The 392-nt window shown below is 60.7% G+C and carries 1 protein-coding gene; it reads right to left on the bottom strand.

Annotated features, from left to right (window positions below; all coding sequences use genetic code 11):
* Positions 1 to 76 precede the first annotated feature (76 nt).
* A partial coding sequence (locus JZ792_RS41545) for a hypothetical protein (protein ID WP_216918465.1) occupies positions 77 to 392 on the bottom strand: 316 nt, incomplete at its 5' end.

Below are 392 nucleotides of genomic sequence, written 5' to 3'. Positions count from 1 at the left end.
CCTGGTGGGCTGCAGCGAAGCTCAGGTCAAACGAGTCTGGGCCGCGGCTGGGCCATCAGAGGCCAAATGAGCATGCTCACCACTGCGGCCGCATGGAGCCAGTTTCTGGACAGGCGACGTTTCGGATGCCGGTGATCATCTGATCGACCCAGCAGCGTTGAACCTGAGGGTCGGTGGCCGCCAGATCATCGAGCCAGGTGCCGACTACCCTTGCCCTGCAGATCGGGTGCTGCTGCATTTCCTCGGTAGCGTCTGAACACCCTTCCGTTCCTACGCCGGAAACCCAGACGGCAAGGCCTTCATTGGCCCATTCAGGCACTTTATGAAGATCCTGGCCACGTTGCTCCTGGATGAGCACGTGCGTCAACTCATGGGCCAGCACAGCTGGGATT

It is taken from the genome of Nocardia noduli (assembly GCF_019038455.1).
Taxonomy (GTDB): domain Bacteria; phylum Actinomycetota; class Actinomycetes; order Mycobacteriales; family Mycobacteriaceae; genus Nocardia; species Nocardia noduli.
This window is presented reverse-complemented; position numbering and strand designations above follow the sequence as displayed.